Raw genomic sequence first — 26,353 nt, 5'->3', positions numbered from 1 at the left:
GTGGATTTTTTATTTACTGCCTGGAACAACCATTAATGATGGTCGTTGCCACGCAGGTAAATGACCCAGTATGTCAACCCGACTAATAATCCTCCACCGATGATATTCCCGATTGTTACGGGGATCAGGTTATCAGTGATGAAATTCATAATGGTCAGGTGTGAGAAATTTTCCGGGCTGGAACCTACAGCGGTCCAGAACTCCGGGCTTGCAAAGTTGCGAATTACAATACCCATCGGGATCATAAACATATTCGCAATACTGTGTTCAAAACCGCTGGCAACAAACATCGCCACCGGCAGAACCATAATCATGGCTTTATCCATCAGGCTGCGACCGGAATAACTCATCCACACGGCCATACAAACCATCAGGTTAGCCAGAATGCCCAGCGCCACGGCTTCAATAAATGTGTGGTGTACTTTATGGTCTGCGGTTTGTAGCACGTTTAAGCCCCAGCCGCCGTTGGCGACCATATACTCGCCAGACAACCACATTAACAACACAAACAGCAGCGCACCCACCAGGTTGCCGACATAGACGTTAATCCAGTTGCGGGCCAGTTGCCCCCAGGTAATACGCCCACTGGCTTTAGCCACGACAATCAGTACGGTTGAAGTAAAGAGATCTGCACCGCAAATAATGCAAAGAATCAGCCCCAGGGAGAAGCAGACACCACCGATCAGTTTAGCAATACCGTACGGCATTGCACCGGAACCTGTGGTGGCGGTGATGTAGAAAACGAAAGCAATGGAGATAAACACACCTGCGGTAATCGCAAGATAGAAAGTCTTAAGCGGATGTTTAGTCGCTTTATAGACACCAGCTTCTTCGGCAACTTTGGCCATCTCGGCTGGAAGAATAAGATCAAAAGGGTTGTCAGCTTTCACACTAACTCTCTCTTTATTAAGTCGGCGACGAGATACTAACAAAGCATTATAGAAGAGAATTTGATATGGATCATATCTCGCCTGGCTTATAGGACCGCAAAGAGCGTGGTTTTTCTACGAATGCGGAGTAACTTGTTGATTATCAAAATAAAAATAAAGTTTAAAAATTGCAAAATGAGTTGAATTTTTTTATGTGACCTCCCAAAAAACAGTTAATTAAAATGGAGTAATTGCCATAAGAAGTAACAATATTAGTTGGAGTGGATAATTATATTTACCCATATTTAACTTTAATATTACATATGGCAGTCATTGCCAAAAAATAAATAAAACGGGGCAATGAAATTGCCCCGTAATATAGCGTAGACCACTCATTAAGCCTACATATTGTCGTGCTACTTGTCGTTATTTCGACCAGAATGCCCGTTTGGCTCGTTGTAATTTTTCGTAAGCCGCTAACAGCGACTGATGCGCCGGGAATGCCTGCAGGGAACCGTCTGCCGGTTGCAGGTCGTAGAACGGCGCTTCACCGCTTAATGCGGCGCTGGCGGCTTCAACCGCTTGTGCACCATACATACGTACGAATGCATTCAGGTATTGCAGCGGCTCGCGCTCCTCTTCCTGCGCCAGTAATAATAATGTCTGCAGGCAGCGGTAGTAATTGGCCCGTTCGGCACTAAAGATCGAGGCATTGAATTCCATCGTCCATTCAGTCCAGGCTAATGCCTGATCCAAATCGCCGCCTGCCAGCGCCAGCATCGCTTTTAGTTCACCAATGCGCAGCGTGTACCAGCCATTGTCTTTACCGGTCGCCAGACCCAGCAGCTCGCGAACGCGGGTGAAATCATCATGACCTTCGTCATCAAGCTGCGCGATAAGGTTGAGGTACTCCTCTTTTTCCCATTCACTGCCAGGCAAAGAGAGAATTGTTTCGCGCAAATGGCTGCCCATGGTGTTGTTCGCCAGCCACAGATCTTCGGCCGGATAAATATCGGACATGCCAGGCACCAGAATACGGCAGGCGTAAACACCCAGATGCTCATAATCGGCAATATAGACTTCTTTATCTTCTGCCTTAAAGATAGCCATGAGTGTGGCGAACTCTTCTTCCGTCGTGCCTGCGAAGCTCCAGTCAACAAACGGATAATCCGCATCCTGCTTGAACAGATCCCAGGAGATCAAGCCGCTGGAGTCGATAAAATGCGTTTCGAGGTTGGCATGCTCAGCCACTTCTTCATCATCAAAGGTTGGCGGTGTGAAGACATCCAGATCTTTCAACCCGCGGCCTTGCAGCAGCTCGGTAACAGTACGCTCAAGCGCCACGCCGAAATCAGGATGTGCGCCAAAAGAGGCAAAACAGGTGCCATTGGCCGGGTTGAACAGGACAACGCAGATAACCGGGTATTTACCGCCCAGGGAACCGTCGTAAGCGAAGATCGGGAAACCTTCCGCTTCCAGTTTGGCAATCGCTTCGACAACGCCCGGGTAGCGCGCCAGCACATCCTGCGGAATTTCTGGCAGGCTGATGCTCTCGGCAATAATGCGATTTTTAATATGGCGTTCGAACACTTCGGACAGCCCCTGCACGCGGGCTTCATTGCGCGTGTTCCCGGCGGACATGCCGTTAGAAACATATAAGTTGCCGACGATATTCATCGGGATATAAACCGTCTGCTCATCAGACTGGCGGGTAAACGGCAGGGCACAGATACCGCGCTCATCATTGCCGGATTGCAGATCAACGAGCATCCCGGCAGCCAGTTCGTTCTGCGGATCGTAGTAGGCGCGCAGACGCGCATCCAGAATGCCTTCCGGCAGAGAATCATCTTCCGGCAGCGGGAACCATTTCTCATTCGGATAATGAACGAACGGGCTCTGAGCGATAGCATCACCCAGCCAGAAATCAGCGAAGAAGTAGTTGGTGGACAGACGCTCGAAATACTCGCCCAGCGCAGAGGCCAGCGCGGCTTTTTTGGTCGCACCTTTACCGTTGGTGAAGCACAGCGCGCACTCTTTATCGCGAATATGCACTGACCAGACGTTTGGCACCGGATTCAGCCATGAGGCCTCTTCGATGTTAAAACCGAGATCGGTGAGCTTTTGCTGGAAGCGAGCGATGGAATCTTCCAGCGCGGCGTCTTTGCCGGGAATAAATGTTTGAGTCATGGCGGTCACTTTTTTCGTACGTAAAGCGCGCAATGATACGGGTTTTGCGTGACTGACGCTATCTTCCACGTCTGACCGACGAAAATAAAACTTATGGCTATGATTAAGAAAAGTAACGACTGTTCAGGCATAAAAAATGAAAGCGTTTGATCTGCATCGCATGGCGCTCGACAAGGTCCCTCTTGAGTTTCTCGGGGAAGTCGCACTGCGTAGTGTCTATACCTTTGTTTTGGTCTTTTTATTTCTCAAAATCACCGGACGACGCGGCGTACGCCAGATGTCCCTGTTTGAGGTGCTGATAATCCTGACTCTGGGATCGGCGGCCGGGGATGTCGCTTTTTACGACGATGTTCCCATGCTGCCGGTGCTGGTGGTTTTTATCACTTTAGCGTTGCTCTACCGGTTTGTGATGTGGCTGATGTCGCACAGCGAAAAGCTGGAAGATTTGCTGGAAGGCAAACCGGTTGTCATTGTTGAGAATGGTGAACTGGCCTGGGAAAAGGTGCATGCGGCGAACATGACCGAGTTCGAGTTCTTTATGGAGCTACGTTTAAATGGCGTGGAACAACTCGGACAGATTCGTCTGGCAATAATGGAAACCAACGGTCAAATCAGCGTTTACTACTTCCCAGACGATGAGGTGAAACCCGGGTTATGTATTTTGCCTGAAGGTTGCAGTGAGCGTTTCACAACGGTTCCCGAAGCGGGGGATTATGTTTGTGTCCGCTGCAGTAAAATTGTCGCCATGCATAAAGGGGAAAAGCAATCTTGCCCGCGTTGTGCAAATCCGGAATGGTCGAAGGCAAGCCGGGCTGTTCGCGTGACATAACAGCGTTTTTATCGGGTCTGGGGTGAGCAAACAAAACTTTCTGCTATGTGAGTTAGCGCACATCTTGCCGCTGGCACCCATTACCCGTTGCGGCGCGTAGCGCTGAATGATAAAACCGATGTCACAGGAATAACTTATTGCTTTATAGCGTGGTGAGGGGAAATGACTCAGGTCTTTAATTTTAGTTCTGGCCCGGCAGTATTACCGGCGGATGTGCTCAAACAAGCGCAACAAGAGCTGTGCGACTGGCAAGGTCTTGGAACGTCGGTGATGGAAATTAGCCATCGTGGTAAAGAGTTTATCCACGTGGCGGAAGAAGCAGAAAAGGATTTTCGCGACCTGCTGAATATTCCCTCTAACTATAAGGTTCTGTTCTGTCACGGCGGCGGTCGCGGCCAGTTTGCCGGCGTTCCGCTGAACTTGCTGGGCGATAAAACCACCGCTGACTACGTTGATGCGGGCTACTGGGCGGCGAGCGCGGTAAAAGAAGCGAAAAAATACTGCTCACCGAACGTTATTGACGCCAAAATCACTGTTGATGGTCTGCGCGCGGTGAAACCGATGCGCGACTGGCAACTGAGCGATAATGCGGCCTATCTGCACTACTGTCCGAACGAAACGATCGACGGTATTGCGATCGATGAAACACCGGACTTCGGTGATGTGGTTGTCGCCGCTGACTTCTCCTCGACTATTCTCTCTCGTCAGATTGACGTAAGCCGTTTTGGCGTGATCTACGCAGGCGCGCAGAAAAATATCGGCCCGGCGGGTTTGACGCTGGTGATTGTGCGCGAAGATCTGCTGGGTAAAGCGCATCAGGCTTGCCCGTCGATCCTGGATTACACCGTGCTGAACGAAAACGACTCGATGTTTAACACGCCCCCGACCTTTGCCTGGTATCTCTCTGGACTGGTGTTTAAGTGGCTGAAAAAACAGGGCGGTGTGGCAGCAATGGACAAAATCAACCAGCAAAAAGCCGATCTGTTGTACGGCGTGATCGACAGCAGCGATTTCTACCGCAACGATGTGGCGAAAGCGAACCGCTCGCGCATGAATGTGCCGTTCCAGCTGGCAGATAGCGCGCTCGATAAAGTCTTCCTGGAGGAGTCGTTCGCTGCGGGTCTGCACGCGCTGAAAGGTCACCGTGTTGTCGGCGGGATGCGCGCCTCTATCTATAATGCGATGCCGTTAGCTGGTGTACAGGCGCTCACTGATTTCATGGTCGATTTCGAACGCCGCCACGGTTAATCGCGCTGTTTTGACGTACCCCCGTAGTTTCACTGTGGGGGTTTTATTCTGTTAGTTGAGAGTGAAGTTTCATGGAATCCCTGACGTTACAACCCATCGCGCGAGTAGATGGCACCATCAATCTGCCTGGTTCAAAGAGTGTCTCCAACCGCGCCTTGTTGCTGGCTGCATTCGCTCGTGGCACGACTGTTCTGACTAACTTGCTGGACAGTGATGATGTGCGCCACATGCTCAATGCCCTCAGCGCGCTGGGAGTTCATTACACGTTGTCTGCCGATCGTACCCGTTGTGAAGTGACGGGGGTTGGTGGCCCGCTGCATTCAGCAGAAAAACTGGAGCTGTTTCTGGGTAACGCAGGAACTGCCATGCGTCCGTTGGCCGCCGCGCTGTGTCTTGGCGAGAACAATATTGTGCTGACTGGCGAGCCGCGCATGAAAGAGCGTCCGATTGGTCATCTGGTTGATGCGCTTCGTCAGGGCGGGGCAAAGGTTGATTATCTTGAGCAGGAAAATTATCCGCCACTGCATTTGCGCGGTGGCTTTACTGGCGGTGAAGTGAGTGTCGATGGCAGCGTTTCCAGCCAGTTCTTAACCGCATTGCTAATGGCAGCCCCGCTGGCGCCCAACGACACGGTTATCACTATCAAAGGTGACCTGGTATCCAAACCGTATATTGATATCACACTGCATCTGATGAAGACCTTTGGCGTTGAGGTTGAAAATCAGCAATATCAACACTTTGTTGTGCGCGGTGCGCAGCAATACCAGTCTCCGGGCCATTATCTGGTTGAGGGTGATGCGTCTTCTGCTTCTTATTTCCTCGCGGCCGGTGCAATCAAAGGCGGTACGGTGAAAGTGACCGGTATAGGCCGTAACAGCGTGCAGGGCGATATTCGCTTTGCTGATGTGCTGGAGAAAATGGGCGCGACCGTGGTCTGGGGCGATGATTATATTGCCTGCACCCGTGGTGAGTTGAACGCCATCGATATGGATATGAACCACATTCCCGATGCGGCAATGACCATCGCGACGGCAGCGCTGTTTGCCAAAGGCACGACCACTCTGCGTAATATCTATAACTGGCGCGTAAAAGAGACCGATCGCTTGTTCGCTATGGCGACAGAGTTGCGTAAAGTCGGAGCCGAAGTGGAAGAGGGCGAAGACTATATTCGCGTGATACCGCCTGCCAGGCTGCAGCTTGCGGAAATCGCGACTTATAACGATCACCGTATGGCGATGTGTTTCTCGCTGGTGGCGCTGTCTGATACGCCGGTCACCATTCTTGATCCGAAATGTACAGCGAAGACCTTCCCGGACTATTTCGAGCAATTAGCCCATATTAGTACGCTGGCATAACTTCCCTTCTTGCGGGCTGGTGTAAATCAGCCCGCTTCCCGCGCAATTATTCTACACTCAGCTGCATCCTCTTCGGTTATTCGCACGCAACAGTAACGGTTGTGGACATTGGCGCGTATAATGCGCGCGGTTATGTAACGATATGCCTTGATTAAGGAGAGAAAGATGACGGCAATTGCCCCGGTAATTACCATTGATGGGCCAAGCGGCGCGGGTAAAGGCACGCTTTGCAAGGCAATGGCGGAAGCGTTGCAATGGCATCTGTTGGACTCAGGCGCAATTTATCGTGTTCTGGCGCTCGCTGCGCTGCATCACCATGTCGATGTTTCTTCCGAAGATGTTTTGGTTCCGCTGGCAGCGCACCTGGATGTGCGTTTTGTGTCAACAAATGGCCATCTGGAAGTCATTCTGGAAGGCGAAGATGTCAGCAGCGAAATCCGTACTCAGGACGTGGCAAATGCAGCCTCGCAGATTGCGGCGTTTCCGCGAGTGCGTGAAGCGTTATTGCGTCGCCAGCGCGCATTCCGTGACGCGCCGGGACTTATCGCCGATGGGCGTGATATGGGGACTGTTGTTTTTCCTGATGCGCCGGTAAAAATTTTTCTTGACGCTTCTTCTGAAGAGCGTGCGCATCGGCGCATGCTACAGTTGCAGGAGAAGGGCTTTAGTGTTAACTTTGAACGCCTTTTGGCCGAGATAAAGGAACGTGACGATCGCGATCGAAACCGTCCTGTTGCACCGCTGGTTCCCGCTGCCGATGCTTTAGTACTGGATTCAACCAGTTTAAGTATTGAGCAAGTGATTGAGAAAGCGCTACAATATGCTCGCCAAAAATTGGCTCTCGCATAAGCGACCGAATTCGTAGTACCTGCTGCAATGGAATGTGAGCAGGCATGTGAAACAACCCCATCCGGCATGAAGCCAGGTGGACGTTAAATTGAAGAATCCTGAAGATTATCAATATGACTGAATCTTTTGCTCAACTCTTTGAAGAGTCCCTGAAAGAAATCGAAACCCGCCCGGGTTCTATCGTTCGTGGTGTTGTTGTTGCTATCGACAAAGACGTAGTTCTGGTTGACGCCGGTCTGAAATCTGAGTCCGCCATTCCGGCAGAGCAGTTCAAAAACGCCCAGGGCGAGCTGGAAATCCAGGTTGGTGACGAAGTTGACGTTGCCCTGGATGCAGTAGAAGACGGCTTCGGTGAAACCCTGCTGTCCCGTGAAAAAGCTAAACGTCACGAAGCTTGGATCACGCTGGAAAAAGCTTACGAAGACGCTGAAACTGTTACCGGTGTTATCAACGGCAAAGTCAAGGGCGGCTTCACTGTTGAGCTGAACGGTATTCGCGCGTTCCTGCCGGGTTCCCTGGTAGACGTTCGTCCGGTCCGTGACACTCTGCACCTGGAAGGCAAAGAGCTTGAATTCAAAGTAATCAAGCTGGACCAGAAACGTAACAACGTTGTTGTTTCACGTCGTGCGGTTATCGAATCCGAAAACAGCGCAGAGCGCGATCAGCTGCTGGAAAACCTGCAGGAAGGCATGGAAGTTAAAGGTATCGTTAAGAACCTCACTGACTACGGTGCATTCGTTGATCTGGGTGGCGTTGACGGCCTGCTGCACATCACCGATATGGCATGGAAACGCGTTAAGCATCCGAGCGAAATCGTAAACGTTGGCGATGAAATCACTGTTAAAGTGCTGAAATTCGACCGCGAACGTACTCGTGTTTCCCTGGGCCTGAAACAGCTGGGCGAAGATCCGTGGGTAGCTATCGCTAAACGTTACCCGGAAGGCACCAAGCTGACTGGTCGCGTGACCAACCTGACCGACTACGGCTGCTTCGTTGAAATCGAAGAAGGCGTTGAAGGCCTGGTTCACGTTTCCGAAATGGATTGGACCAACAAAAACATCCACCCGTCCAAAGTTGTTAACGTTGGCGACGTAGTGGAAGTTATGGTTCTGGATATCGACGAAGAACGTCGTCGTATCTCCCTGGGCCTGAAACAGTGCAAATCCAACCCGTGGCAGCAGTTCGCAGAAACCCACAACAAGGGCGACCGCGTTGAAGGTAAAATTAAGTCTATCACTGACTTTGGTATCTTCATCGGCCTGGACGGCGGTATCGATGGCCTGGTTCACCTGTCTGACATCTCCTGGAACGTTGCAGGCGAAGAAGCAGTTCGTGAATACAAAAAAGGCGACGAAATCGCAGCCGTTGTTCTGCAGGTTGACGCAGAGCGTGAGCGTATCTCTCTGGGCGTTAAACAGCTCGCCGAAGATCCGTTCAACAACTACGTTGCACTGAATAAGAAAGGCGCAATCGTAAACGGTAAAGTTACTGCTGTTGACGCTAAAGGCGCGACCGTAGAACTGGCTGACGGCGTTGAAGGTTACCTGCGCGCTTCTGAAGCTTCCCGTGACCGCGTTGAAGACGCAACTCTGGTTCTGAATGTTGGCGACGATGTTGAAGCTAAATTCACCGGTGTTGATCGTAAAAACCGCGTAGTTAGCCTGTCTGTTCGTGCGAAAGACGAAGCTGACGAGAAAGATGCAATCGCTTCTGTTAACAACAAACAGGAAGAAGGCAATTTCTCTAACGCTATGGCTGAAGCTTTCAAAGCAGCTAAAGGCGAGTAATATCAAGCGCTCTGAATTCTTTACGCTGTACCAGGACGTAAGTCACACGGCTGCAGCGTGAACGATGATGAGTTACTTGACAGATCACAGGATTCGTCCTGTAATCAATGACAAAGGGCGGCTACGGCCGCCCTTGTTAAAGCTAGTAAAGCTAATTTTGCGTTGAAGGAAACCGGAGGAATCATGACCAAGTCAGAATTGATTGAAAGACTTGCAAGCCAGCAGTCGCATATTCCGGCTAAAGCTGTGGAAGATGCTGTAAAAGAGATGCTGGAGCATATGGCCTCTACTCTTGCCCAGGGCGAGCGCATTGAGATCCGCGGTTTCGGCAGTTTTTCCCTGCACTATCGTGCACCTCGCACCGGGCGTAACCCGAAAACAGGCGATAAAGTGGATCTGGAAGGAAAATACGTTCCGCACTTTAAACCGGGTAAAGAATTACGTGACCGCGCCAATATTTATGAGTAATTTTTAGCTACACGCTGAAATTCACTTCGACGAAAAAAGCACCTGTGGGTGCTTTTTTGTTTCTCTGACCTCTTTATTTCTGAAGTTACTTCGCACAATTTTGCAGATGCCCTGTAAGAGCGTCGAAATCCAACAGCCTGTACCGCAAAACAGCTATTCCAAACAGAAAATCCTGGCGACAGCGGGCATACTCTCCACGCAACAAGGAGGTATGCATGACGTTACCGGCATTAGCTATATGCCTGATAATTGGCATTTTGCCATTACAGTGGATGCCTTCACTACCAACTCCAGGGTATGTGTGGTTTCTGATTGCCATCGGATGTCTGTTTGCGTGTTTTCGTTCCCGCCTGTTTCGTTATTGTGCAGTCACATTACTTGCATTCGCATGGGGAGTGCTGTCAGCAATGCAGGCAGTCTGGCCTGGCGAGCATCTACCTGGAGCGAATCACCAGGCAGAAGTGGTAATTACCGATACGGATCATATGACCCGGCACTGGGGCAAAATCACTCGTCTGGACGGTAAACGCCTGTTTCCGTCAGCAGGAATAAGCTTCTATGGCCAGTATTTGCCGGAGCCAGTTTGTACTGGCCAGCGATGGATAATGACGATTAGAGCACGTGCCGTCCACGGGCAACTGAATGATGGGGGCTTCGACTCGCAGCGTTATGCAATAACTTCCCATCAGCCGCTGAGTGGCCGTTTTATGGATGCCCGTCTGAGCGACCCCCAGTGCACATGGCGCGCGCGCTACCTGCAATCACTAACCGAAACGCTGAATACATACCCCTGGCAGCAGGTGATACTGGCGTTAGGGATGGGCGAGCGCACAACGCTGGATGCCAGTGTTAAAGAGATCATGCGGCAAACCGGTACGGCGCATTTAATGGCGATATCAGGGCTACATATTGCTCTGGCGGCAATGTTGGGCTGGCTGGTTGTTCGTAGTGTGCAATTTTTCTTTCCCGGCGGCTGGATTGGCTGGCGTTTACCCTTGCTTACTGGCGTAGGGTTTGCAATAAGCTACGCCTGTCTGACTGGTCTACAGGCTCCTGCATTGCGTACCGCTATTTCTCTTAGCGTCTGGGCCGCGTTACGGCTATCCGGGCGATTGTGGTCGCCCTGGCAGGTATGGCTTTGTTGCATTGCCGCTATCTTATTCACCGATCCCCTCGCCGTGCTATCAACCAGTCTGTGGCTGTCCGCTTTCGCAGTAGCCGCGCTGCTGTTTTGGTATCAATGGCTACCAGCTTCTACAAAACAACATACTAAGCTGGTCCAGGGCAGTATCAATTTGCTTCATCTACAAGTAGGGATGACGTTATTGCTGCTTCCTGTGCAGTTATCAATTTTCCACGGCATAAGTCTGAGTTCACTAGCTGCAAATTTATTGGCTATTCCGTTGGTAACGTTTATTACCGTACCGCTCATTTTACTGGGAATGTTGCTGCACTTGATTGGTCCTGTGACGGGGGAATTGGCTTGCTGGTACCTTGCAGATAGGACACTGGATTTCCTGTTTACTTTTCTGCACTGGCTACCTGCCGGTTGGCTTAATGTGGATATGCGCTGGCAGTGGCTGGCCTGGTTGCCGTGGCTGGCGCTGATCGTTTGGCGTTTGCATTTATGGCGGAACGTACCGGCGCTGTGTCTGGTATGCCTGACATTGCTTACTCTGCCGTTCTGGCGCAATGAACGGCAGGGGGAGTGGGCAGTGCATATGCTCGACGTCGGGCAGGGCCTGGCAATGGTGATTGAACGTAATGGCAAAGCGATACTTTATGACACTGGCGTCGCGTGGCCGGGCGGCGATAGTGGACAACAGTTGATTATTCCATGGCTGCGTTGGCATGCTTTGCAGCCCGAAGGCGTTATTTTGAGTCATGAACATCTGGATCATCGTGGTGGCCTGGACTCCTTGCTGGAAACCTGGCCGGCATTATGGATCCGTAGCCCGCTGGGTTGGGCTGCACATCAACCATGCTTTCGTGGTCAGCAATGGCAATGGCAGGGATTAACATTTACCGTTCATTGGCCGCTAAGCGGTACCGGGACGAAAGGAAACAACCGTTCTTGCGTAGTCAGAGTCGATGACGGTCAACACAGCTTCCTGCTCACAGGCGATATTGAAGCGGCAGGTGAGATGGCGATGCTGAGCCACTACTGGACGCATTTGCAGTCTACACTAGTGCAAGTGCCTCATCATGGAAGCAATAGTTCATCATCGCTGCCGTTTGTGCAGCGAATTGGCGGCGAAGCAGCACTGGCGTCGGCGTCGCGTTACAACGCCTGGCGATTTCCCTCGATAAAGGTGATCGACCGCTACCGTGAACAGGGGTATCGCTGGTACGACACACCACATCAAGGGCAGTTAACGGTATCGTTTACGCCACAGGGCTGGGAAATCCATAGCTTACGAGATCAACTTTTACCGCGTTGGTATCATCAGTGGTTTGGCGTCCCCAGTGATAACGGGTAGAATATGCGGCTATTTCAACAAGTGCTGGTTTTTTGAATGCATAACGACAAAGATCTCTCCACGTGGCAGACATTCCGCCGATTATGGCCAACTATTGCGCCTTTCAAAGCGGGTCTGATCGTGTCGGGGATAGCGTTAATCCTCAACGCAGCCAGCGATACCTTTATGTTATCGCTGCTCAAACCGTTACTGGATGATGGTTTTGGTAAAACCGACCGCTCTGTGCTGCTGTGGATGCCGCTGGTGGTTATTGGGCTGATGATCCTGCGAGGTATCACCAGCTACATCTCTAGTTACTGCATTTCCTGGGTTTCCGGAAAGGTGGTGATGACCATGCGCCGTCGCCTGTTCAGCCATATGATGGGCATGCCGGTTTCATTTTTTGATAAGCAATCTACAGGCACTTTACTTTCGCGTATTACCTATGATTCTGAACAGGTCGCTTCCTCGTCCTCCGGCGCATTGATTACTGTTGTGCGTGAGGGGGCATCGATCATCGGCTTGTTTATCATGATGTTCTGGTACAGTTGGCAGCTCTCGTTGATTCTCATTGTGCTGGCGCCGATCGTTTCGATAGCGATTCGCGTGGTTTCCAAACGCTTTCGTAACATCAGTAAAAATATGCAAAACACGATGGGGCAGGTGACCACCAGCGCGGAGCAGATGCTGAAAGGGCATAAAGAAGTGCTGATGTTTGGCGGCCAGGAAGTAGAAACCAGCCGTTTTGATAAAGTCAGCAACAAGATGCGCTTGCAGGGCATGAAAATGGTCTCGGCATCGTCTATTTCCGATCCTGTTATCCAGCTTATTGCGTCACTGGCGCTGGCGTTTGTGCTGTATGCCGCCAGCTTTCCAAGCGTAATGTCCACCTTGAGTGCGGGTACTATCACCGTTGTCTTTTCTTCGATGATCGCGCTTATGCGCCCGTTGAAATCCCTGACCAACGTCAATGCTCAGTTCCAGCGTGGTATGGCGGCATGCCAGACACTGTTTGCGATTCTGGATAGCGAGCAAGAAAAAGACGAAGGCACGCGGGTGATTGAACGTGCGCGCGGTGATATTGAGTTTCGCAACGTGACCTTCACCTATCCGGGGCGTGAAACGCCAGCCTTGCGCAATATCAACCTGACGATTCCGGCGGGCAAAACCGTCGCACTGGTAGGGCGTTCTGGCTCGGGTAAATCGACGCTGGCAAGCCTGATCACGCGTTTTTATGACGTCGACGAAGGCCAGATCCTGATGGATGGTCACGACTTACGTGAATATAAGCTCACGTCGTTGCGTGACCAGGTTGCGCTGGTGTCGCAAAACGTACATCTGTTTAATGATACGGTTGCCAATAACATCGCTTACGCACGTACCGAACAGTACAGCCGCGAAGAGATTGAGCAAGCAGCGAAAATGGCCTATGCCTACGACTTTATCAATAAGATGGATGAAGGGCTGGATACGGTGATTGGGGAAAACGGCGTGCTGCTTTCAGGCGGTCAGCGCCAGCGCATTGCGATTGCCCGCGCGCTGCTGCGCGACAGCCCGATCCTCATTCTTGATGAAGCGACCTCGGCGCTCGATACCGAATCTGAACGAGCCATTCAGGCCGCACTGAACGAGCTGCAAAAGAACCGTACCTCAATGGTGATTGCTCACCGTTTGTCGACCATCGAACAGGCCGACGAAATTGTGGTGGTGGAAGATGGCCGTATCGTTGAACGTGGCACCCATGCGGATCTGCTGGAACAACGTGGGGTCTATGCTCAGCTTCACAAAATGCAGTTTGGCGAATGATTGCACGCATCTGGTCCGGTGAATCCCCGCTGTGGCTGCTGTTGCTACCGCTCTCCTGGCTTTACGGCCTGGTGAGTGGTGCCATTCGTTTCGCCTATCGCATTGGTTTAAAAAAATCCTGGCGTGCACCGGTTCCTGTTGTGGTCGTCGGCAATCTGACGGCAGGCGGCAATGGTAAAACGCCCGTTGTCATCTGGTTGGTGGAGCAACTACAGCAGCGTGGCATCCGTGTTGGCGTGGTGTCGCGTGGCTACGGTGGTAAAGCAGCTCATTACCCGCTCGTGCTGACACCCGAAACCACTACGGCTCAGGCCGGGGATGAACCGGTACTGATTTATCAACGCACTGGCGCGCCGGTTGCGGTTTCTCCCGTCAGAAGCGACGCTGTCAGTGCGATTCTTGCGCAATACCCGGTACAACTGATCATTACGGATGACGGTTTGCAACATTATAAGCTGGCGCGTGATAAGGAAATTGTCGTTGTTGATGGCATCAGGCGTTTTGGCAATGGCTGGTGGTTGCCCGCAGGGCCGATGCGTGAGCGGGCGTCGCGTTTAAAAAGTGTCGATGCCATCATTACCAACGGCGGTGTAGCCAGAGCGGAAGAGATCCCGATGCGTTTGCGCCCTGGACTGGCTGTTAATCTGCGTACCGGCGAACGCCGTGACGTTCACACACTGACCAATATCGTTGCGATGGCAGGAATCGGCCATCCGCCGCGTTTCTTTGCTACTCTCACCGAGTGTGGTGCAACGCTGCAAAAGACGGTAGCGCTTGCCGATCATCAGGCGTTATCGCTGAATGAAGTAAAGCCACTGGTGAAACCGGGGCAGACACTGGTGATGACCGAAAAAGACGCGGTAAAGTGTCGGTCATTTGCTGAGGATAACTGGTGGTATTTGCCTGTAGACGCGCAGCTCGAGGGTGAGCAGGCGCAAAAATTACTACAGGAATTGTTCACTCTGGCGCGCTGACGGTTGTTGCATCGGCTGCGCCCTGTTAGATAAACAGGAACCTCCATGTCCGTGCCACAACTTTCGTTGACTGCTGCCCGTCATCTGCATCTCGCAGCCCAGGGACTATTACGTAAACCTTCCCGTCGGGCAAAACCGGGCGATATTCTCTCCACTATTCAGCGCATGTCGCTGCTGCAAATTGACACCATCAATATTGTTGCCCGCAGCCCTTATCTGGTGCTTTTTAGCCGCCTTGGGCACTACCCGCAGCACTGGCTTGATGACGCGCTACGCAACGGTGACCTGATGGAGTACTGGGCGCATGAAGCCTGTTTTCTGCCGCGTGAAGATTTTGCGCTGGTGCGCCATCGCATGCTGGCGCCAGATAAAATGGGCTGGAAGTATCGCGAAGCGTGGATGCAGGAACATGCGGCGGAAATAGAGCAGCTCATTGCACATATTGCGCAAAATGGTCCGGTGCGTTCAGCAGATTTTGAACATCCACGTAAAGGTGCCAGCGGCTGGTGGGAGTGGAAGCCGCATAAGCGGCATCTGGAAGGGCTATTTACGGCCGGAAAAGTGATGGTGGTGGAACGTCGCAATTTTCAGCGTGTTTATGATTTAACGCAGCGTGTTGTGCCGCACTGGGATGATGCTCGCGATCTGCTCTCACAGGATGCTGCGGAGTACCAAATGCTGGAAAACAGCGCTCGCAGTTTAGGACTGTTTCGCGCCCAGTGGCTGGCGGATTACTACCGCTTGCGGAACGTAGCATTACCGTTAGTGCTGGAGAAGATGCAGGAGGCGGGAACCATTTATCCCGTCAATGTCGAAAACATAGGTCCGGCCTGGCTGCATGCCTCCTTATTGCCGCTGCTTGAACAGGCGCAAGCTGGCAAACTTGTCGCTACTCACAGCGCGGTGCTTTCACCGTTTGATCCCGTAGTCTGGGATCGTAAACGGGCCGAACAACTGTTCGATTTTAGCTACCGTCTGGAGTGCTATACCCCGGCCCCGAAACGACAATTTGGCTATTTTGTGTTGCCATTGTTGCATCGTGGGCGACTGGTGGGGCGTATGGATGCAAAAATGCACCGTAAAGCGGGCATACTGGAGATTATTGCCCTGTATCTGGAAGATGGCGTTAAACCCGGGCATTCGCTGGAAAAGGGGTTGCTAGGCGCGATTACCGACTTTGCCCGCTGGCAGGGGGCGTCGCGGGTCACGTTCTCGCGACTGCCTGCGGGGTTATTTGCCGCATGCCGCGCCGGGCTGGAAATAGACGCGGCGTAAGAAATGAATATGATAAGCTTAAACCGTTAATTATCGGTGTATCAGGAGGAAAGATGGATCACCGTTTACTTGAAATTATTGCCTGCCCGGTGTGTAACGGCAAACTGAATTACACCCAGGATAAACAAGAACTAATCTGCAAAATCGACAGCCTCGCCTATCCGGTGCGGGACGGTATTCCGGTATTACTGGAAACCGAAGCTCGTTCATTAACTGCCGAAGAGAGCCGGCCATGAGTTTCGTTGTTATCATTCCCGCGCGTTATGCTTCCACTCGCTTGCCCGGCAAACCTTTAGTCGACATTAACGGTAAGCCCATGGTGGTGCATGTGCTGGAGCGCGCCCGTGAATCCGGCGCTGAGCGTATTATCGTGGCGACGGACAACGAAGAGGTGATGCATGCGGTCCAGGCGGTTGGCGGTGAAGTCTGTATGACTCGCGCCGATCATCAGTCCGGCACTGAACGCCTTGCCGAAGTCGTGGAAAAATGCGGTTTCAGCGACGATACCGTCATCGTCAATGTGCAGGGTGATGAACCCATGATCCCTCCGGCGATTATTCGCCAGGTGGCAGAAAATCTTGCCGCGCGTGATGTTGGAATGGCAACGCTGGCGGTACCGATTCACAGCGCGGAAGAGGCGTTCAACCCGAACGCGGTGAAAGTGGTGATGGACGCCGAGGGTTACGCGCTCTACTTCTCCCGCGCCACGATCCCCTGGGATCGCGACCGTTTCGCACAATCTCGCGAGACGATTGGCGATACCTTCCTGCGCCATATCGGCATTTATGGCTATCGCGCCGGTTTTATCCGCCGTTATGTCAGCTGGCAAACCAGCCCGCTTGAGCAGATAGAGATGCTGGAGCAACTGCGTGTGCTCTGGTACGGCGAGAAAATCCACGTTGCCGTTGCCAGTGTGGTACCGGGAACCGGTGTAGATACCCCGGAAGATCTGGCGCGCGTCCGTCAGGAGCTGCGTTAATCCCTCCATCCCCTCCAGCCGGAGGGGATTTGTGGCTGGCCGGCTAAATTCTTATGCTGTTTTGATCTCATCAGGATGACATCTATGCTATCGGCGCTCATTATAAAAGCAGTCATCTTTGTGAGGGCAATCTGCTATGGAACAACTGCGCGCTGAACTGAGTCATCTGTTGGGTGAAAAACTGAGCCGCATGGAGTGCGTCAGCGAAAAGCCGGATTCCGCACTCTGGGCGCTGTATGACAGCCAGGGTAATCCGATGCCGCTGCTGGCACGAAGCTTCTCAACGCCTGGCATTGCGCGACAGTTAGCCTGGAAGATATCAATGCTGGCGCGCGGCGGGACTGTTCGCATGCCAGTTGTTTATGGTGTGATGACGCATGAAGAGCATCCGGGGCCGGATGTGCTGCTCATCGAACGCCTGCGCGGCGTACCGGTTGAAGCGCCAGCGCGTACGCCTGAGCGCTGGGAGCAGCTCAAAGATCAAATCGTTGAGGCATTACTTTTCTGGCACCGCCAGGATAGCCACGGTTGCGTTGGCACCGTTGACAGTACCCAGGAAAATATCTGGCCTTCCTGGTATCGCCAGCGCGTGGAAGTGCTGTGGACCACGCTCAACCAGTATCACAATACCGGGTTGACGATGCAGGATAAGCGCGTGCTGTTTCGTACTCGCGAGTGCCTGCCCGCGCTGTTTGATGGTTTTAACGATAACTGTGTGCTGGTGCATGGCAGCTTTAACTTGCGCAGTATGTTGAAGGATGCCCGGAGCGACCAGTTACTGGCAATGGTTGGGCCTGGCATTATGCTCTGGGCGCCACGCGAATATGAACTGTTCCGGCTGGTGGAAGGTGCACAGGCAGAAGGATTGCTCTGGCATTATCTCCAGCGCGCGCCGGTTGCGGAATCCTTCCTGTGGCGGCGCTGGCTCTACCTGTTATGGGATGAAGTGGCGCAGTTGGTGAATACCGGACGGTTTAACCGCGCTACCTTCGATCTTGCCTCGAAATCCCTACTCCCCTGGCTGGTCTGAGCTGCCTTTCAGCCACTGCCAGAGACGCCCTAACGTTTCATAACCCACCCGGTCGCTGTGCATCAGCCACACCGGGGATGGGATAATGCGTTCCCACGGATTAAGCGGTGAGGCAATTGCCAGCTGGTTTGCCGGCGCGGGCAATGGATGCAGGCCAGCATGCTGGAAGAAAATCATTGCGCGTGGCAGATGAGACGCTGAAGTCACCAGCAGGAAAGGCGCATCGCCAATCGCCTGTTTCACCGCGAGCGCTTCCCGCTCGGTATCTTTCGGTTGATCCAGCGTTATGATGGCGCTGCGCGGCACGCCCAGGCTTTCAGCGACGCGTGCGCCAGCTTCCGCCGTGCTGACCGGGTTGGTTTGCGCCGCCGCACCGGTAAAGATCATTTTCGAACCAGGGTTGGCCTGCCACAGACGAATGCCCTCCGTCAGGCGCGGCAGGCTGTTATTAATCAGGTTTGAACTCGGTGCCCACGCATCGTTCCAGGTATAACCACCACCGAGAATCACGATGTATTTTACCGGCTGCGTACCGCGCCAGGTGGGATAGGTGTCTTCAATCGGTTTTAAAAAGCGATCGGCAACGGGCTGCATACTTAACAGCAATAAAACCAGCCACCCGACGCTGATAAGGACTTTGCCGGTTTTCTGCCAGCGGCTAAACCAGATCAGCGCAATGCCCAGCCCGATCAGCAAAAGCAAAAAAGGCAGAGGCAGCATCAGGCCGCCGATGTATTTTTTGAGAGTAAAAAGCACCGTATCCGTCTCCTTTTTGACCATATAGCAGGCCTTTTGCGCCGATCTTACACCAGATGGGTTCATTATCGGCACGGCTGTGACAAAATAGCGGTTTTGCCAGGAGCGTGGAGCACCCATGAAGGATCGCAATTTCGACGATATTGCCGAGAAGTTCTCGCGCAACATCTACGGCACGACTAAAGGTCAGCTGCGTCAGGCGATTCTGTGGCAGGATCTTGATGCACTGTTGGCCCGGATGGGCAACCAGCCATTGCGTGTGCTGGATGCTGGCGGTGGGGAAGGCCAGACGGCGATTCGCATGGCGCAGTTGGGTCATCACGTCACGCTCTGTGATGTGTCGAAAGCGATGATCACACGTGCCCAGGCGGCGGCAGAAGAGAAAGGTGTGAGCGGTAACATGCATTTTATACAATGCGCCGTTCAGGACGTTGCTCAGCATTTGGAATCGCCAGTTGATCTGATATTGTTCCATGCTGTGCTGGAATGGGTCGCAGAACCGGTTCCTGTATTGCAAATATTGTGGTCGGTATTGCGCCCCGGCGGCGCGTTGTCATTAATGTTTTACAATGCCGGCGGCTTGCTGATGCACAATATGGTGGCAGGAAATTTTGACTATGTGAAAGTCGGTATGCCGAAGCGCAAAAAACGTACCCTTTCCCCGGATTTTCCGCGTGCTCCTGCGGATGTTTATGGCTGGCTCGAACAGATTGGCTGGCAGATAACGGGCAAAACGGGTGTGCGCGTGTTTCACGATTATCTGCGCGAAAAACACCAGCAGCATGACTGCTTTGACGCGTTACTTGAACTGGAAACACGCTATTGCCGCCAGGAACCCTATATTAGCCTTGGCCGCTATATTCACGTGACCGCGCTTAAGCCGCAAATCGATGAAAGGACAAACGATGAGTGAATTTTCCCAGACAGTCCCCGAACTGGTTGCCTGGGCCAGGAAAAATGATTTCTCCATCTCGCTGCCGGTCGACAGGCTCTCTTTTTTGCTGGCCATCGCCACGCTCAATGGTGAGCGTCTGGATGGGGAAATGAACGAAGGTGAACTGGTCGATGCCTTTCGCCATGTGAGCGATGCGTTCGAGCAAACCAGTGAAACCATTACTCAGCGTGCCAATAACGCCATAAACGACCTGGTGCGCCAGCGTTTGTTAAATCGCTTTACCAGTGAGCTGGTGGAGGGCAATGCCATCTACCGTCTGACGCCGCTGGGCATTGGCATTACTGATTACTACATTCGCCAGCGCGAGTTCTCCACGCTGCGTCTTTCTATGCAGCTTTCCATTGTGGCCAGCGAGTTAAAACGCGCCGCAGACGCGGCACAGGAAGGCGGAGACGAATTTCACTGGCATCGCAATGTTTACGCGCCGCTGAAATACTCGGTCGCGGAGATTTTTGACAGCATCGATCTGACTCAGCGCCTGATGGATGAACAGCAGCAACAGGTCAAAGATGATATTGCACAACTGCTGAATAAAGACTGGCGCGCGGCCATCTCCAGTTGTGAATTGCTGCTGTCTGAAACCTCCGGTACGTTACGCGAACTGCAGGATACGCTCGATGCCGCCGGGGATAAATTGCAGACCAACCTGTTGAGCATTCAGGATGCGACCCTCGGGCGCGATGATCTCGAGTTCCTCGATCAACTGGTCTTCAACCTGCAAAGTAAGCTGGATCGTATTGTGAGCTGGGGCCAGCAGGCCATCGATCTGTGGATTGGTTACGATCGCCACGTACACAAATTTATCCGTACCGCTATCGATATGGATAAGAACCGCGTCTTTGCCCAGCGTTTGCGTCAGTCGGTACAATCCTATTTCGATGCGCCGTGGGCGTTAACCTACGCCAGCGCCGACAGGCTGCTGGACATGCGCGATGAAGAGATGGCGCTGCGTGATGAAGAAGTCACAGGTGAGTTGCCGCCGGATCTGGAGTACGAAGAGTTTAACGAAATTCGCGAGCAGTTGGCGGCGCTTATTGAGCAGCAACTGGCAATTTATAAGACCAAAGGCGTGCCGCTGGATCTCGGCCTGGTGGCGCGCGAGTATCTGGCGCAATATCCGCGTGTTCGTCATTTCGACATCGCGCGCATCGTGGTTGATCAGGCGGTACGTCTTGGCGTAGCGCAAGCAGATTTCACCGGACTGCCGCCGAAGTGGCAGCCGATTAATGATTACGGAGCCAAGGTACAGGCGCATGTCATCGACAAATATTGAACAAGTGATGCCGGTTAAACTGGCACAGGCGTTGGCTAACTCTCTGTTTCCGGCACTGGACAGCGCATTGCGCTCAGGGCGACATATCGGCCTCGACGAGCTGGATAATCACGCTTTTTTAATGGATTTCCAGGAGTATCTGGAAGAGTTTTACGCGCGCTACAATGTTGAGCTGATCCGCGCACCGGAAGGTTTTTTCTATCTGCGCCCGCGCTCCACCACGCTTATCCCGCGCTCGGTGCTTTCCGAGCTGGATATGATGGTGGGTAAAATTCTTTGCTATCTCTATCTCAGCCCGGAGCGTCTGGCAAATGAAGGGATCTTCACCCAGCAGGAGCTTTACGACGAGCTGTTGTCGCTGGCGGATGAAGCGAAGCTGCTGAAGCTGGTGAATAACCGTTCTACCGGTTCCGATCTTGACCGACAAAAGTTGCAGGAAAAGGTGCGCTCTTCGCTGAACCGCCTGCGCCGTCTCGGCATGATCTGGTTTATGGGTAACGACAGCAGCAAGTTCCGTATCACGGAGTCCGTGTTCCGCTTTGGCGCCGATGTGCGCTCGGGCGATGATGCGCGTGAAGCGCAGCTGCGCATGATCCGCGACGGTGAAGCGATGCCTGTCGAAAACCATCTGCAGCTCAATGATGAGCCTGAAGATAATCAGCCGGATAGCTCGGAGGAAGAGTAATGATTGATCGCGGTAAATTTCGTTCGCTGACGCTGATTAACTGGAACGGCTTTTTTGCCCGTACGTTTGACCTGGATGAGCTGGTGACAACACTCTCCGGGGGCAACGGTGCCGGCAAATCGACCACAATGGCCGCTTTTGTTACGGCATTGATTCCGGATTTGACGCTGCTGCACTTCCGTAACACCACCGAAGCGGGTGCGACCTCGGGTTCGCGTGATAAAGGCCTGCACGGTAAATTGAAAGCCGGTGTCTGTTACTCGGTGCTGGATGTGATCAACTCCCGCCATCAGCGCGTGCTGGTGGGGGTGCGTTTGCAACAGGTCGCCGGTCGCGACCGCAAAGTGGATATCAAACCGTTTGCGATTCAGGGCTTGCCTACCTCGATGCTGCCAACGCAGCTGTTGACGGAAACGCTGAATGAGCGTCAGGCGCGCGTGCTTTCTCTGCAGGAAGTGAAAGACAAGCTGGATACGATGGAAGGGGTGCAGTTCAAGCAGTTCAACTCCATCACCGATTATCATGCGCTGATGTTTGACTTAGGGATTGTCGCGCGTCGTTTACGTTCGGCCTCGGATCGTAGCAAGTTCTATCGTCTGATTGAGGCTTCACTGTACGGCGGGATCTCCAGCGCCATTACCCGTTCGCTGCGCGACTATTTGCTGCCGGAAAACAGCGGCGTGCGCAAAGCGTTCCAGGATATGGAAGCGGCACTGCGTGAAAACCGCATGACGCTGGAAGCGATTCGCGTGACTCAGTCGGATCGCGATCTGTTTAAGCATCTCATCAGCGAAGCCACCAACTATGTGGCGGCGGACTATATGCGCCACGCCAACGAACGGCGGGTGCATCTGGACAAAGCGCTCGAGTTTCGTCGCGATCTGTTTACCTCGCGCCAGCAACTGGCGGCAGAGCAATATAAGCATGTCGATATGGCGCGCGAACTCTCCGAGCATAGCGGTGCGGAAGGGGATCTGGAGGCCGACTATCAGGCCGCCAGCGATCACCTGAATCTGGTGCAAACCGCGCTGCGCCAGCAGGAAAAAATCGAGCGCTACGAAGCGGATCTCGACGAACTGCAAGTTCGCCTTGAAGAGCAGCATGAAGTAGTGGCCGAAGCCGCCGAGCGTCAGGAAGAGAACGAAGCCCGCGCGGAAGCCGCCGAGCTTGAAGTGGATGAGCTGAAAAGCCAGCTTGCCGATTACCAGCAAGCGCTGGATGTCCAGCAAACTCGCGCCATTCAGTACAACCAGGCGTTGCAGGCGTTACAGCGAGCAAGAGAGTTATGCAACCTGCCGGATTTGACGCCGGAAAGCGCCGACGAATGGCTGGAAACTTTCCAGGCGAAAGAGCAGGAAGCGACGGAAAAACTGCTGTCGCTGGATCAGAAATTAAGCGTGGCGCAAACCGCGCACAGCCAGTTCGAGCAGGCGTACCAACTGGTAGCAGCGATTAACGGCCCGCTGGCGCGTAACGAAGCCTGGGATGTGGCGCGTGAGCTGCTGCGGGATGGCGTTAACCAGCGCCATCTGGCCGAGCAGGTACAGCCGCTGCGTATGCGTCTGAATGAGCTGGAACAGCGTCTGCGTGAGCAGCAGGATGCCGAGCGTTTGCTGGCTGAGTTCTGCAAGCGCCAGGGCAAACAGTATGACGCAGACGATCTTGAAGCGCTGCACCAGGAACTGGAAGCGCAAATCGCCGCACTCTCTGACAACGTTTCCGCCGCTGGTGAGCAGCGCATGGCGATGCGTCAGGAACTGGAACAATTACAGTCTCGTATTCAATCGCTGACCAAACGTGCGCCAATATGGCTGGCGGCACAGAGCAATCTGACGCAACTGTGCGAGCAAAGCGGTGAGCAGTTCGAGTCCGGGCAGGACGTGACAGAGTATCTGCAACAACTGCTTGAGCGTGAGCGTGAAGCCATCGTTGAGCGCGATGAAGTGGGCGCGCGTAAACGTGCTGTCGATGATGAAATCGAACGTTTAAGCCAGCCTGGCGGTGCCGAAGATGGCCGTCTCAATGCGCTGGCGGAGCGTTTTGGCGGTGTACTGCTGTCGGAAATCTATGACGATGTCAGCATTGACGATGCGCCGTATTACTCCGCGCTATACGGGCCATCGCGTCATGCGATTGTGGTGCCGGATCTGTCGCAGGTCGCCGAAATGCTGGAAGGTCTGGAAGACTGCCCGGAAGATCTCTATCTGATCGAAGGGGACCCGCAATCCTTCGATGACAGCGTGTTTAGCGTTGATGAGCTGGAAAAAGCGGTGGTGGTGAAAATCGCCGATCGCCAGTGGCGTTATTCACGCTTCCCGACGCTGCCGCTGTTTGGCCGTGCTGCGCGCGAAAGCCGTATCGAAAGCCTGCATGCAGAGCGTGAAGCGCTGGCAGAGCGTTTTGCCACCCTCTCTTTTGATGTGCAGAAAACGCAGCGCCTGCATCAGGCATTCAGCCGCTTTATCGGTAGCCACCTGGCGGTAGCCTTTGAGGACGATCCGGAAGCGGAAATTCGCACTCTCAGCAGCCGCCGTGGCGAGCTGGAGCGCGCAATCAGTAACCATGAAAATGACAACCAGCAAAACCGCGTGCAGTTCGAACAGGCGAAAGAGGGCGTTGCCCAGCTTAACCGCTTGCTGCCGCGTATTAATCTGCTGGCTGACGATACCCTTGCCGATCGCGTGGATGAAATTCAGGAACGCCTGGACGAAGCACAGGAAGCGGCGCGGTTTATTCAGCAGTTTGGCAATCAACTGGCGAAACTCGAACCGGTTGTTTCCGTACTGCAAAGCGATCCGGAACAGTTTGAGCAGTTAAAGGCAGATTATGCCACCTCGCAGCAGGTGCAGCGTGATGCCCGCCAACAAGCGTTCGCCCTGGCGGAAGTGGTACAGCGCCGTGCACACTTCAGCTACTCCGATGCCGCTGAAATGTTTAACGGTAATAACGATCTCAACGAAAAACTGCGCCAGCGCCTGGAACAGGCAGAAGCGGAGCGCACCAAAGCGCGTGAAGCGATGCGTAGCCATGCCGCGCAATACAGCCAGTACAACCAGGTACTGGCTTCGCTGAAGAGTTCGTTCGATACCAAAAAAGAGCTGCTCAACGATCTGCAAAAAGAGTTACAGGATATTGGCGTTCGCGCCGACAGTGGAGCAGAAGAACGGGCGCGTATCCGTCGTGACGAGCTGCATGCACAGCTCTCCGGTAACCGCGCACGCCGTAACCAGCTGGAAAAAGCCATCACCTTCTGCGAAGCGGAGATGGATAACCTGACGCGTAAATTGCGCCGTCTGGAACGCGATTACCATGAAATGCGTGAACAGGTGGTTACCGCGAAAGCAGGATGGTGCGCGGTGATGCGCATGGTGAAAGACAGCGGTGTTGAACGCCGTCTGCACCGCCGCGAGCTGGCCTACCTTTCTGCCGATGAATTACGCTCGATGTCGGATAAGGCGCTCGGTGCTCTGCGTCCGGCAGTTGCGGATAACGAACATTTACGCGATGTGCTGCGTCTTTCCGAGGATCCGAAACGACCGGAGCGTAAGATCCAGTTTTTTGTCGCGGTATATCAGCATCTGCGTGAGCGTATCCGCCAGGATATTATTCGTACCGATGATCCGGTTGAAGCCATCGAACAGATGGAGATCGAACTTAGCCGCCTGACGGAAGAGCTGACGTCCCGTGAACAGAAGCTGGCGATCAGCTCGCGCAGCGTGGCGAATATTATCCGCAAAACTATTCAGCGCGAGCAGAACCGTATTCGTATGCTGAACCAGGGGCTGCAAAGTGTCTCCTTCGGCCAGGTGAATAGCGTGCGTCTGAATGTGAATGTGCGGGAAACCCATGCCACATTATTGACGGTGCTTTCTGAGCAGCACGAGCAGCATCAGGATCTGTTTAACAGCAGCCGCCTGACCTTCTCGGAAGCACTGGCGAAACTTTATCAGCGTCTGAATCCGCAAATCGATATGGGTCAGCGTACGCCGCAAACCATCGGCGAAGAGTTGCTGGACTACCGCAACTATCTTGAGATGGAAGTAGAAGTTAACCGTGGTTCCGACGGCTGGCTGCGCGCGGAATCTGGTGCGTTGTCGACCGGTGAAGCGATTGGTACCGGGATGTCGATTCTGGTGATGGTGGTGCAGAGTTGGGAAGATGAAGCGCGTCGCCTGCGCGGTAAAGACATCTCTCCGTGCCGCTTGCTGTTCCTTGATGAAGCCGCACGTCTGGACGCCCGCTCTATCGCAACACTGTTTGAGCTGTGCGAACGTCTGGAAATGCAGCTCATTATCGCGGCACCGGAAAATATCAGCCCGGAAAAAGGCACCACCTACAAACTGGTGCGTAAAGTCGTGCAAAATCATGAGCATGTGCACGTTGTCGGCCTGCGCGGTTTTGCCGCTCAGCTTCCGGAAACGCTTCCTGGCACGGCGAATGCGTCGTAAGAAAGTAGCATGCGAAAGGGCGACAGCAATGTCGCCCTTTTTGTTTGCCGAAAGCTATTGCCAGCCCGTGTTTAATCTTTAAACTTCTTTACATTAGGGAAGGCAAATGCTTTTTTGTCTT

The 26,353-nt window shown here is 53.2% G+C and carries 20 protein-coding genes; 17 read left to right on the top strand and 3 right to left on the bottom strand.

Annotated elements, in window-relative coordinates; genetic code table 11:
- Window positions 1–32 precede the first annotated feature (32 nt).
- Window positions 33–890 carry a formate transporter FocA gene (gene focA / locus RT644_RS10720; protein ID WP_020457232.1) on the bottom strand — a complete coding sequence of 286 codons (858 nt, stop codon included), beginning with the start codon at window positions 888–890 and terminating at the stop codon, window positions 33–35.
- Window positions 891–1,295: 405 nt separating this feature from the next.
- The gene (ycaO, locus tag RT644_RS10715; protein ID WP_045507236.1) at window positions 1,296–3,056 is read right to left on the bottom strand and encodes a 30S ribosomal protein S12 methylthiotransferase accessory factor YcaO; all 1,761 of its coding nucleotides are present in this window, start codon (window positions 3,054–3,056) and stop codon (window positions 1,296–1,298) included.
- Window positions 3,057–3,192: 136 nt separating this feature from the next.
- Here ycaO and RT644_RS10710 point away from each other — a divergent pair, with 136 nt between their 5' ends.
- The 13 genes from RT644_RS10710 (at window position 3,193) to RT644_RS10650 (ending at window position 18,115) form a co-directional block, all read left to right on the top strand.
- The gene (locus RT644_RS10710; RefSeq protein ID WP_020457234.1) at window positions 3,193–3,885 is read left to right on the top strand and encodes a DUF421 domain-containing protein; all 693 of its coding nucleotides are present in this window, start codon (window positions 3,193–3,195) and stop codon (window positions 3,883–3,885) included.
- A 162-nt stretch (window positions 3,886–4,047) separates the two neighbouring features.
- Window positions 4,048–5,133 (top strand): 3-phosphoserine/phosphohydroxythreonine transaminase, encoded by a 1,086-nt coding sequence (serC, locus tag RT644_RS10705; RefSeq protein WP_097406921.1) that lies wholly within the window; start codon window positions 4,048–4,050, stop codon window positions 5,131–5,133.
- Window positions 5,134–5,204: 71 nt separating this feature from the next.
- Window positions 5,205–6,488: a 3-phosphoshikimate 1-carboxyvinyltransferase gene (gene aroA, locus RT644_RS10700; protein WP_313626612.1), complete on the top strand. Its 1,284-nt coding sequence runs from the start codon at window positions 5,205–5,207 to the stop codon at window positions 6,486–6,488.
- Window positions 6,489–6,653: 165 nt separating this feature from the next.
- Complete coding sequence (gene cmk / locus RT644_RS10695; protein WP_017456187.1) at window positions 6,654–7,337, top strand: (d)CMP kinase; 684 nt, start codon at window positions 6,654–6,656, stop codon at window positions 7,335–7,337.
- Window positions 7,338–7,450: 113 nt separating this feature from the next.
- A complete protein-coding gene (gene rpsA, locus RT644_RS10690; protein ID WP_017456188.1) occupies window positions 7,451–9,124 on the top strand; it encodes a 30S ribosomal protein S1 in 1,674 nt (557 codons plus the stop codon).
- Window positions 9,125–9,307: 183 nt separating this feature from the next.
- Complete coding sequence (gene ihfB / locus RT644_RS10685) at window positions 9,308–9,592, top strand: integration host factor subunit beta (protein ID WP_007374142.1); 285 nt, start codon at window positions 9,308–9,310, stop codon at window positions 9,590–9,592.
- Between the two features lie 215 nt (window positions 9,593–9,807).
- Window positions 9,808–12,072 carry a ComEC family protein gene (locus tag RT644_RS10680; protein WP_313626611.1) on the top strand — a complete coding sequence of 755 codons (2,265 nt, stop codon included), beginning with the start codon at window positions 9,808–9,810 and terminating at the stop codon, window positions 12,070–12,072.
- A 36-nt stretch (window positions 12,073–12,108) separates the two neighbouring features.
- Window positions 12,109–13,857, top strand: coding sequence for a lipid A ABC transporter ATP-binding protein/permease MsbA (msbA, locus tag RT644_RS10675; protein ID WP_045506679.1), 1,749 nt, complete (start codon window positions 12,109–12,111; stop codon window positions 13,855–13,857).
- A complete protein-coding gene (lpxK, locus tag RT644_RS10670) occupies window positions 13,854–14,831 on the top strand; it encodes a tetraacyldisaccharide 4'-kinase (protein WP_313626610.1) in 978 nt (325 codons plus the stop codon). The genes msbA and lpxK overlap by 4 nt, the downstream gene beginning before the upstream one ends.
- A 45-nt stretch (window positions 14,832–14,876) precedes the next feature.
- Window positions 14,877–16,106, top strand: coding sequence for a winged helix-turn-helix domain-containing protein (locus tag RT644_RS10665; RefSeq protein ID WP_313626609.1), 1,230 nt, complete (start codon window positions 14,877–14,879; stop codon window positions 16,104–16,106).
- Between the two features lie 53 nt (window positions 16,107–16,159).
- Window positions 16,160–16,342, top strand: coding sequence for a protein YcaR (gene ycaR / locus RT644_RS10660; protein ID WP_020457241.1), 183 nt, complete (start codon window positions 16,160–16,162; stop codon window positions 16,340–16,342).
- Window positions 16,339–17,085: a 3-deoxy-manno-octulosonate cytidylyltransferase gene (kdsB, locus tag RT644_RS10655; RefSeq protein ID WP_017456194.1), complete on the top strand. Its 747-nt coding sequence runs from the start codon at window positions 16,339–16,341 to the stop codon at window positions 17,083–17,085. The genes ycaR and kdsB overlap by 4 nt, the downstream gene beginning before the upstream one ends.
- Before the next feature lie 136 nt (window positions 17,086–17,221).
- On the top strand, window positions 17,222–18,115 hold the full coding sequence (locus tag RT644_RS10650) for a YcbJ family phosphotransferase (RefSeq protein WP_313626608.1): 894 nt from the start codon (window positions 17,222–17,224) through the stop codon (window positions 18,113–18,115).
- Here the strand turns inward: RT644_RS10650 and elyC are convergent.
- Window positions 18,095–18,871 (bottom strand): envelope biogenesis factor ElyC, encoded by a 777-nt coding sequence (gene elyC, locus RT644_RS10645; protein WP_097406934.1) that lies wholly within the window; start codon window positions 18,869–18,871, stop codon window positions 18,095–18,097. The two genes, RT644_RS10650 and elyC, sit on opposite strands and share 21 nt — an antisense overlap.
- A 118-nt stretch (window positions 18,872–18,989) precedes the next feature.
- Here elyC and cmoM point away from each other — a divergent pair, with 118 nt between their 5' ends.
- Genes cmoM through mukB form a run of 4 tightly spaced genes read left to right on the top strand, consistent with a single transcriptional unit; the run spans window position 18,990 to window position 26,232 of the window.
- Window positions 18,990–19,784: a tRNA uridine 5-oxyacetic acid(34) methyltransferase CmoM gene (cmoM, locus tag RT644_RS10640; protein ID WP_313626607.1), complete on the top strand. Its 795-nt coding sequence runs from the start codon at window positions 18,990–18,992 to the stop codon at window positions 19,782–19,784.
- On the top strand, window positions 19,777–21,099 hold the full coding sequence (mukF, locus tag RT644_RS10635) for a chromosome partition protein MukF (protein ID WP_020457245.1): 1,323 nt from the start codon (window positions 19,777–19,779) through the stop codon (window positions 21,097–21,099). Before cmoM ends, mukF begins: the two co-directional genes overlap by 8 nt.
- Window positions 21,080–21,784: a chromosome partition protein MukE gene (gene mukE, locus RT644_RS10630; RefSeq protein WP_045506691.1), complete on the top strand. Its 705-nt coding sequence runs from the start codon at window positions 21,080–21,082 to the stop codon at window positions 21,782–21,784. Before mukF ends, mukE begins: the two co-directional genes overlap by 20 nt.
- On the top strand, window positions 21,784–26,232 hold the full coding sequence (gene mukB / locus RT644_RS10625) for a chromosome partition protein MukB (RefSeq protein ID WP_045506694.1): 4,449 nt from the start codon (window positions 21,784–21,786) through the stop codon (window positions 26,230–26,232). Before mukE ends, mukB begins: the two co-directional genes overlap by 1 nt.
- Window positions 26,233–26,353: the final 121 nt, after the last annotated feature.

This window comes from Kosakonia sp., assembly GCF_032104925.1.
GTDB lineage: Bacteria > Pseudomonadota > Gammaproteobacteria > Enterobacterales > Enterobacteriaceae > Kosakonia.
The sequence above is the reverse complement of the archived record's forward strand: the minus strand, read 5'-3'. Positions and strand labels throughout refer to the sequence as shown.

Excerpts from the sequence above, each read along its gene's own strand:
- ycaO (WP_045507236.1), bottom strand. The coding sequence starts at position 3,056 with ATGACTCAAACATTTATTCCCGGCAAAGACGCCGCGCTGGAAGATTCC.
- RT644_RS10710 (WP_020457234.1), top strand. The coding sequence starts at position 3,193 with ATGAAAGCGTTTGATCTGCATCGCATGGCGCTCGACAAGGTCCCTCTT.
- serC (WP_097406921.1), top strand. The coding sequence starts at position 4,048 with ATGACTCAGGTCTTTAATTTTAGTTCTGGCCCGGCAGTATTACCGGCG.
- aroA (WP_313626612.1), top strand. The coding sequence starts at position 5,205 with ATGGAATCCCTGACGTTACAACCCATCGCGCGAGTAGATGGCACCATC.
- cmk (WP_017456187.1), top strand. The coding sequence starts at position 6,654 with ATGACGGCAATTGCCCCGGTAATTACCATTGATGGGCCAAGCGGCGCG.
- rpsA (WP_017456188.1), top strand. The coding sequence starts at position 7,451 with ATGACTGAATCTTTTGCTCAACTCTTTGAAGAGTCCCTGAAAGAAATC.
- ihfB (WP_007374142.1), top strand. The coding sequence starts at position 9,308 with ATGACCAAGTCAGAATTGATTGAAAGACTTGCAAGCCAGCAGTCGCAT.
- RT644_RS10680 (WP_313626611.1), top strand. The coding sequence starts at position 9,808 with ATGACGTTACCGGCATTAGCTATATGCCTGATAATTGGCATTTTGCCA.
- msbA (WP_045506679.1), top strand. The coding sequence starts at position 12,109 with ATGCATAACGACAAAGATCTCTCCACGTGGCAGACATTCCGCCGATTA.
- lpxK (WP_313626610.1), top strand. The coding sequence starts at position 13,854 with ATGATTGCACGCATCTGGTCCGGTGAATCCCCGCTGTGGCTGCTGTTG.
- RT644_RS10665 (WP_313626609.1), top strand. The coding sequence starts at position 14,877 with ATGTCCGTGCCACAACTTTCGTTGACTGCTGCCCGTCATCTGCATCTC.
- ycaR (WP_020457241.1), top strand. The coding sequence starts at position 16,160 with ATGGATCACCGTTTACTTGAAATTATTGCCTGCCCGGTGTGTAACGGC.
- kdsB (WP_017456194.1), top strand. The coding sequence starts at position 16,339 with ATGAGTTTCGTTGTTATCATTCCCGCGCGTTATGCTTCCACTCGCTTG.
- RT644_RS10650 (WP_313626608.1), top strand. The coding sequence starts at position 17,222 with ATGGAACAACTGCGCGCTGAACTGAGTCATCTGTTGGGTGAAAAACTG.
- cmoM (WP_313626607.1), top strand. The coding sequence starts at position 18,990 with ATGAAGGATCGCAATTTCGACGATATTGCCGAGAAGTTCTCGCGCAAC.
- mukF (WP_020457245.1), top strand. The coding sequence starts at position 19,777 with ATGAGTGAATTTTCCCAGACAGTCCCCGAACTGGTTGCCTGGGCCAGG.
- mukE (WP_045506691.1), top strand. The coding sequence starts at position 21,080 with ATGTCATCGACAAATATTGAACAAGTGATGCCGGTTAAACTGGCACAG.
- mukB (WP_045506694.1), top strand. The coding sequence starts at position 21,784 with ATGATTGATCGCGGTAAATTTCGTTCGCTGACGCTGATTAACTGGAAC.